5 protein-coding genes and 1 pseudogene are annotated in these 7,253 nt (G+C 72.0%); all 6 read right to left on the reverse strand.

What is annotated here, in order from left to right:
• Window positions 1-48 precede the first annotated feature (48 nt).
• Window positions 49-915 (reverse strand): ABC transporter permease, encoded by an 867-nt coding sequence (locus ACH4LD_RS27985; RefSeq protein WP_132788676.1) that lies wholly within the window; start codon window positions 913-915, stop codon window positions 49-51.
• Window positions 912-2,330, reverse strand: coding sequence for an ATP-binding cassette domain-containing protein (locus tag ACH4LD_RS27990; protein ID WP_398056021.1), 1,419 nt, complete (start codon window positions 2,328-2,330; stop codon window positions 912-914). Before ACH4LD_RS27990 ends, ACH4LD_RS27985 begins: the two co-directional genes overlap by 4 nt.
• A 131-nt stretch (window positions 2,331-2,461) precedes the next feature.
• The gene (locus ACH4LD_RS27995; protein WP_398056020.1) at window positions 2,462-3,235 is read right to left on the reverse strand and encodes an ABC transporter permease; all 774 of its coding nucleotides are present in this window, start codon (window positions 3,233-3,235) and stop codon (window positions 2,462-2,464) included.
• A 4-nt stretch (window positions 3,236-3,239) separates the two neighbouring features.
• Window positions 3,240-4,193, reverse strand: a complete 954-nt coding sequence (locus ACH4LD_RS28000) for an ABC transporter ATP-binding protein (protein WP_398056019.1) — start codon at window positions 4,191-4,193, stop codon at window positions 3,240-3,242.
• Between the two features lie 534 nt (window positions 4,194-4,727).
• Window positions 4,728-5,663 carry a cellulose-binding protein gene (locus ACH4LD_RS28005; RefSeq protein ID WP_398056017.1) on the reverse strand — a complete coding sequence of 312 codons (936 nt, stop codon included), beginning with the start codon at window positions 5,661-5,663 and terminating at the stop codon, window positions 4,728-4,730.
• A gap of 187 nt (window positions 5,664-5,850) precedes the next feature.
• A pseudogene (locus ACH4LD_RS28010) lies at window positions 5,851-7,253 on the reverse strand (hypothetical protein); the annotation flags it as partial.

Raw genomic sequence — 7,253 nt, forward strand, 5'->3', positions numbered from 1 at the left:
GCTACCGTCCCGGCCCTTGCCCGTCCCGGCCCTTGCCCGTCCCGGCCCTCACACGTCCCGGTTCAGGAGCAGCGCGTACGCGCCCGCGTACACCGCCGCCGTCAGGCCGATCATGATCCACAGCGGGTCCCAGCCGGACGGGCCGGACTCGGTCAGCGAGTTGGCGTAGAAGACGCTCAGCTGGTTCGGGATCGAGTACTCGAAGAGCCACTGGCGGAGCTTGTCCAGCGAATCCGTCACCATGAACAGCGCGAGCACCAGCGGCGCGAGCACCACGCCGATCATGATGGTGATGGCGCCCGCGGAGTGCCGGATGACCGAGCCGATGAGCAGCGAGAGCAGGCCGAGCAGCGCCATGTAGAGGCTGATGCCGACCGTGGCCTTCAACCAGTCACCGGCGGTCGGGGTGCGGGCGCCGGTGTTCCCCAGCAGGGACGCCTGGACCATGGCCACGAAGCCGGAGGTGACCAGGGTGACGACGAAGGCGAGCGCGAAGAACACGATCGACTTGGCGGCGAGCACCCGGGCCCGGCTGGGGCACGCGGTCATCGTCGTGCGGATCATGCCGGTGCCGTACTCCGAAGCCGTGGTCAGCACGCCGAGCGTGATGATGCAGATGCTGCCGAGGAGCAGACCGAAGAAGCCGAACGACAGCGGGTTCTCGCCGGACAGGCTGGTGGAGTCGGAGTTGGCCTCGACCAGCGCGCCGGCGAGCAGGCCGATACCGACGACGAGCAGGACGAACACGCCGATCGTCCACATCGTGGAGCGCACCGACCTGATCTTCGTCCACTCGGAGGCCAGCGCGTGCCCCAGGTGGGTGCGCACGACCGGGATGGGCGAGGTGTAGCCGGGGTACGGCCCGCCGGGCGCGGCGGCCGGGGCCTGCGGCATGGAGGGCTGGTGGGTGCTCATCGGGCGTCCTCGGGCTGGGTCGGGTCGGCGGGGGCGGAGGCGGGAGCGGCGGCCGGGCTCGTGGCGGGGGCCGCGGGCGCCTGCTGCGGGGCGGGTGGGGCGGCGGGGGTCTGCGGAGCGGCGGCGCTCGCCGGGGCCGCCGGCGTGGCCTTGACCAAGGCGGGCGGCTGGTCCTGCGGCGCCGGACCGGCGGAGGGAGCCTGCGGTGCCTGCCCGGCCGGCTGGGCCGGTGCCGGCGGCTGGGCCTGGGGGCTCGGCTGCGCGTAGGGGTTGGCCGCCCCCGCCGCGCCACCGGGCGCCGTACCCGGTGCCGTGCCCGCGGTGCCGTACCCGGCCGCCGGGGCGCCGCCGTACGGGCCCGCGGGAGGCATCCCGAAGGGCTGGCCGCCCTGCTGGGGCGACGGCGGGGCGTACCAGCCGGGCTGGCCCTGGCCGGGCACCGGCATCGGCGGCTGGACGCCGGGCGGCAGCGGCTGCTGGAGGCCCGCCTTCTGGTCGATGGTCGAGCGGTAGTCCACGGCGCCCTGCGTCATCCGCATGTACGCCTCCTCCAGCGAGGCCTGGTGCGGGGACAGCTCCCACAGCCGGACGCCCGACTCGTGCGCGAGGTCGCTGATCCGGGGCAGCGGCAGTCCGGTGACCCGGAGCGCGCCGTCCTGCTCGGGGAGCACGTGTCCGCCCGCCTCGGTGAGCGCGGAGGTCAGCTTCTCGCGCAGCTGCGGCTCGGTGTCCGGCGTGCGCACGCGCGCGAAGTCGGCCGAGTTGGCCGAGATGAAGTCCCGCACGCTCATGTCGGCGAGGAGCTGTCCGCGCCCGATGACGATGAGGTGGTCGGCGGTCAGCGCCATCTCGCTCATCAGGTGGGAGGAGACGAAGACCGTACGGCCCTCGGCGGCGAGGGCCCTCATCAGGTTGCGGACCCAGAGGATGCCCTCGGGGTCGAGGCCGTTGACCGGCTCGTCGAAGAGCAGCACCTGCGGGTCGCCGAGCAGCGCGGCGGCGATGCCGAGGCGCTGGCCCATGCCGAGCGAGAAGCCCTTGGAGCGCTTTTTGGCCACGTCCTGGAGGCCGACCACGCCGAGCACCTCGTCCACGCGCCGGGCCGGGATACCGGAGAGCTGGGCCAGGCTCAGCAGGTGGTTGCGCGCGCTCCGGCCGCCGTGCACGGCCTTGGCGTCGAGCAGCGCGCCGACCTGCCGGGGGGCGTTGGGCAGCTTCCGGTACGGGTAGCCGCCGATGGTGACCGACCCGGACGTGGGGTTGTCCAGCCCGAGGATCATCCGCATCGTCGTGGACTTGCCCGAGCCGTTCGGTCCGAGGAAGCCGGTCACGGCTCCTGGCCGCACCTGGAAGGAAAGGTTGTACACGGCGGTCTTGTCGCCGTAGCGCTTGGTCAGGCCGACAGCCTCGATCATGCTCCGCACCCATCGAAAGGTTCAGGACAGCGGGGCACACGCCCCCGTAAGGGTTAGGAGGATATCGAGGCGCTGACGGTTCCGCCCAAAAGAAAGTAAAGCCAGAGCACTACGAAGCGTGACGGCCGGGTCTACTGGGCGTCCCGGCGCTTGAGGAGGAGGTAGCCGCCCGCCAGCACGGCGACCACCCACAGCGCCATGATCCCGAGCCCGCCCCACGGGCCGTAGGGCGTGTCGTCGGCGACCCGCGGCACCACCCGCATGATCCTGCTGCCGGCCTGGTCGGGCAGGAAGCGGCCGACCTTCTTGGTCGCGTCGACGTTGCCGAGGATGTTGGAGATCAGGAAGAAGAACGGCATCAGGATGCCGAGGGACAACATCGGCGAGCGCAGCATCGCGGCCACGCCCATGGAGAACATCGCGATCAGGGTCATGTACAGCCCGCCGCCGAAGACCGCGCGCAGCACGCCGGGGTCGCCGATGGCGGTCCGGTGGGAACCGAGCATGGCCTGACCGAGGAAGAACGCGGCGAAGCTCGTCACCATGCCGACGGCGAGCGCGAGCGCGGCGGCCACCGCGACCTTGCCGAACAGGAAGGTGCCGCGCCGGGGTACGGCCGCCAACGAGACCCGGATCATGCCGGTGCTGTACTCGGTGGAGACGACCAGCACCCCGAACACGATCATCGCGAGCTGGCCGAGGGTCATGCCCGCGAAACTGACGGCCGTGGGATCGAAGGAGAGCCGCTCCCGCGCGGGCATGTTCGCGAACTGCCGGTTCGACAGCGCGGAGATCAGCATCCCGAGGGCGACGGTGACCACCACGGCCAGCGACAGGGTCCACACCGTGGACGCCACCGACCGGATCTTGGTCCACTCGGACCGGATGACCTGTACGGCCGCCATGGTGTCAGGCCCCCTTCCAGCCGGCGCCCCAGTCCTGCGGTACGGGACCCGGACCGGCCTGCGCGTGGTACTCCACCGCTTCCGCCGTCAACTGCATGAACGCCTCCTCCAGCGAGGCCTGCCGCGGGCTCAGCTCGTGCAGCACGAGCCCGTACCGCGCGGCCAGCTCGCCGATCTGCTCCGCCTTGCCGCCCTCCACCTCCAGCGCCCCGCCGCCCGCCTCCACGACCGTGATCCCGGCCTGGTGCAGCACGTCGAGCAGCCGCTCGCGCTGCGGGGAGCGGATGCGCACGTACGACCGCGAGTTCGTCCGGATGAAGTCGGCCATGGAGGTGTCCGCGAGCAGCCGCCCCTGCCCGATGACCACCAGGTGGTCGGCCGTCAGCGCCATCTCGCTCATCAGATGGCTCGACACGAACACCGTCCGGCCCTCCGCGGCCAGCGACTTCATCAGGTTCCGGATCCAGTGGATGCCCTCCGGGTCGAGACCGTTGACCGGTTCGTCGAACATCACGATCCGCGGGTCCCCGAGCAGCGCGGCGGCGATCCCGAGGCGCTGCCCCATGCCGTACGAGAACCCCTTGGCCTTCTTCCGGGCCACGGAGGTCAGCCCGACGGTCTCCAGGACCTCCGCCACCCGGCGCTCCGGGATGCCGTTGCTCTGCGCCAGGCAGAGGAGGTGGTTCCAGGCGCTCCGGCCGCCGTGCACGGCCTTGGCGTCCAGCAGCGCGCCGATGTACGTCAGCGGGTCCTTGAGCCGGTCGTAGTGCGTGCCGTCGATCCGCACGTCGCCGGCGGTGGGGCGGTCCAGCCCGAGGATCATCCGCATGGTCGTGGACTTCCCGGCGCCGTTGGGCCCGAGGAACCCCGTCACGATGCCCGGCCGGACGGTGAAGGTGAGGTGGTCGACCGCCACCTTCTCGCCGTACCGCTTGGTCAGCCCGTCCAGCTCGATCATGCGGCCACGCTAAGACGGGCTCGGGGCGGCTGCCACTTGAGCGGGCGCGGTATGCTCCAGCCCCCCTCCCTCGGCGACGGGCGGCGGCTGTGGCGCGCCGGGGTCGACGGGGTCGCCGGGCTGGTCTCCACCGGCCCCGGCCGGGTCGCCGTCGGGCCGAACGGCCGGCTGTGGACCTTCGACACCGCCGACGGGGACCGGATCGGCGAGGACGACGGCGTCATGGTCACCACCAACCGCTTGGCCGGGGGCACCCAACTGCTGCGCGCGGACGGCACCTGGATCGTCGTCAACGGCGACGGCACGAAGGAACCACCCCTCTACGGCCTGCGCCAGGGCCTGCCGTCACCTTCCCGACGTCGCCGAAGGGCGCCCCCGCGGGCCCGGTGCGTGCTCCGGGGCCTTCCCCCCAGGCAGTGGGAGGGGGCCATGCGTCGCGGGGGAGTCAGGAATGCGGCGCCAGGCCCCGGCAACGCCGAAGGGGCGGCGGGACCCGGTCCCACCGCCCCCTCAGGGTCGTACGACTACCCGGACCTACCGGGACTGCTGTGCCGGAACGCCCCGGGAGATCGACTCGTCGTCGGTCGACGTGCCGGCCGCGGCCACCGCGGCACCGGTCAGCGTGGCGAGCATCTCGCGGACGTTCGTCAGCTGGGCGTTGATGCTGTCGCGGCGGTTGGTGAGCGCCGCCAGCTCGCGCTCGGATTCCGAACGGATCCGGTCGGCCTTGGCGTTGGCGTCGGCCACGATGTCCTCGGCCTGACGCTGGGCGGTCTCCACCGTCTGGCGGGCGCGGCGCTCGGCGTCGGTGCGCAGCTTCTCCGCCTCCAGGCGGAGCTGCTCGGCCCGGTGCTCGATCTCGGCGAGGCGCTTCTCGGCCTTCTGCTGACGCGAGGCCAGGTCGCGCTCGGACTGCTCGCGGCGCTTGGCCAGGTTCGTCTCGAAGTCGGCGGCGGCCTGCGCGGCCTTGGCGCGGGTCTCCTCGAAGAGGGCGTCCGCCTCCTCGCGCTTGGACTGCGCGTCCTTCTGCGCCTCGGCCCGCAGCTGGGCCGCGTCGGACTTGGCCTTCTCGACGATCCGGACGCCCTCGTCCTCCGCCTTGGCCTTGCGCTCGGACGCGTACGACTCGGCGTCGTTGCGGACCTGCTGGGCCGCCGACTCGGCGAGGTCGCGGTGCTGCTCGGCCGCCCGCCGGGCCTCCTCACGCAGCTCCTTGGCCTCTTCCTCGGCCAGGCGCAGGATCTTCTCGACCCGCGCGCCGAGACCCGCGTACGACGGCTCGGCGTCCGTGATCTGGGCCTGGGCGTTCTGCGTTTCGAGGTGCAGCTCCTCGATGCGCTTCTCCAGGGCGGTGATGCGGGCGAGAGCGCTGTCACGGTCGGAGACGAGCTTGGAGATACGTTCGTCCACCTGAGCGCGGTCGTATCCACGCCGCACAAGCTCGAAGCCGTAGGGGGAAGTGTCGCTCATGGGGTTCCTGTCGAATGAGACCGGTGAGTGAGGTGATAAGGGGAATCCTAGGGGCCGAAGCGGTGTGTCATCGAGCAGATACGGTTTTGATCTGGAGAATGGCACCCCATTTGGGTGGCTGACCGTCGGACGGCTTGCCAAGGAGTCGGGCAAAGCCCCCAGAAGACACCCGAAGGTACCTCTTACGCTAGCTGTCTGACGACTTGCCACCCGAACGGGGGGCACCGACCGTGGCGCCCGCCTTGACTCCGGTGTCCTTGCCGGCCGTGGGGGCCTCGAAGGACTCCAGCGCCTCCAGCACGTCCTGGACCCGGGAGATCTCGGCGTTGATGTCCTCGCGCCGGCGGACCAGGATCTCCAGCTCCCGCTTGCCCTCCTCGACCGTGCGCCGGGCCTCGCGGATCGCCTCCGCCTTCAGCTCCTCGGCCTCCTTGACGAGGCTGGCCTTCTTCTGCTCGGCCTCCTTGAGCAGCCCCTCCGCCTTCTTGACCGCGGCGATCCGCACCTTGCCCGCCTCGGAGTTGGCGTCCGACAGCAGCTCCTTGGCCTTCGCCTCGGCCTTCGCCAGCTGCTCCTCTGCGGCCTTGATGAGCGCGTCGCAGCGGTCGCCGGTGGACTTCATCGTCTCGGTGGCCTCACGGCGGGCCCGCTCGTGCAGCTCCTCGATCTCGCCGGTGACGCGGTCGCGCAGCTCCTCCGCGCGCTGCCGGATCGCGGTGGCGTCCCGGCGGGCGCCGACCAGTAGCTCGTCCGCGTCCGTCCGGGCCTTCTCCACCAGGGAGTTGCCCTCGATGGTGGCCTCGGAGACGATCCGGTCGGCCTCGCTGCGGGCCGCGCCGACCATCGTGTCGGCCTGCGACTCGGCGTCCGCGGTGGTCTTCAGCGCCTGCTGCTGCGCCTCGGTGAGCAGCTTGTCGGCCTCGGCCGTGGTCTCCGTGATGAGCTTGTCGACCTGCTCGGCCGCCTCCGAACGCCGCTTGTTGGCGTCCTTGCGGGCCTCGTCCAGGGTCCGCTCGGCCTCCTGGCGCGCGGAGTTGACCACCCGTTCGGCCTCCGCCCGCGCCTCCGCCTTCGTCCGCTCGGCCTCGGTCCGCAGCCGCTCCGCGTGCGCCTGCGCCGAACCGACGGTCTCGGCCGCCTCGGCCCGCAGCCGCTCGGCCTCGTCGGTCGCCTCCCCGAGCAACTGCTCGGCGCTCGCGACGGCCTCGGCACGGACCTGGTCCGCCTCGCCCAGCGCCTCCGCACGCACCCGGTCCGCCTCGGCGATCGTCTCCGTCTGGAGCCGTTCGGCCTCGTTGCGGGCCTCGGTGATGAGGGTGTCGGCCTGGGTGGCCGCGTCGGAGCGGATGCGGTTGGCGTCCTCGCGGGCGTCCGCACGGGTGCGGGTCGCCGCCTCGGTGGCCTCGGTGAGTGTCTCCGCCGCCTCGGTGCGGATCCGCTCGGCCTCCGCGGCGGTCTCCGTCTGGAGCCGCTCGGCCTCCGCGAGCGTCTCGGTCTGGAGCCGTTCGGCCTCGTTGCGGGCCTCGGTGATGAGGGTGTCGGCCTGGGTGGCCGCGTCGGAGCGGATGCGGTTGGCGTCCTCGCGGGCGT

The sequence above is a fragment of the Streptomyces sp. NPDC017676 genome (genome assembly GCF_044329325.1).
Taxonomy (GTDB): Bacteria; Actinomycetota; Actinomycetes; order Streptomycetales; family Streptomycetaceae; genus Streptomyces.

Excerpts from the sequence above, each read along its gene's own strand:
- ACH4LD_RS28000 (WP_398056019.1), bottom strand. The coding sequence starts at position 4,193 with ATGATCGAGCTGGACGGGCTGACCAAGCGGTACGGCGAGAAGGTGGCG.
- ACH4LD_RS27990 (WP_398056021.1), bottom strand. The coding sequence starts at position 2,330 with ATGATCGAGGCTGTCGGCCTGACCAAGCGCTACGGCGACAAGACCGCC.
- ACH4LD_RS27995 (WP_398056020.1), bottom strand. The coding sequence starts at position 3,235 with ATGGCGGCCGTACAGGTCATCCGGTCCGAGTGGACCAAGATCCGGTCG.
- ACH4LD_RS28005 (WP_398056017.1), bottom strand. The coding sequence starts at position 5,663 with ATGAGCGACACTTCCCCCTACGGCTTCGAGCTTGTGCGGCGTGGATAC.
- ACH4LD_RS27985 (WP_132788676.1), bottom strand. The coding sequence starts at position 915 with ATGAGCACCCACCAGCCCTCCATGCCGCAGGCCCCGGCCGCCGCGCCC.